This is a genomic window from Achromobacter sp. ACM05, from assembly GCF_019218915.1.
Lineage (GTDB): Bacteria > Pseudomonadota > Gammaproteobacteria > Burkholderiales > Burkholderiaceae_B > Achromobacter > Achromobacter animicus.
Genome location: NZ_JAHUWQ010000029.1, coordinates 1 through 243 on the forward strand (window position 1 = coordinate 1; position 243 = coordinate 243).

The following is a 243-nucleotide window of genomic DNA, read 5'->3' on the forward strand; positions in this document are numbered from 1 at the left end:
TTTCGTAGCAACTAATGACAAGGGTTGCGCTCGTTGCGGGACTTAACCCAACATCTCACGACACGAGCTGACGACAGCCATGCAGCACCTGTGTTCCGGTTCTCTTGCGAGCACTACCAAATCTCTTCGGCATTCCAGACATGTCAAGGGTAGGTAAGGTTTTTCGCGTTGCATCGAATTAATCCACATCATCCACCGCTTGTGCGGGTCCCCGTCAATTCCTTTGAGTTTTAATCTTGCGAC

1 rRNA gene is annotated in these 243 nt (G+C 50.2%); it reads right to left on the reverse strand.

The window, feature by feature from the left end:
* Positions 1 to 243, reverse strand: a 16S ribosomal RNA gene (locus tag KW836_RS27745); the annotation flags it as partial.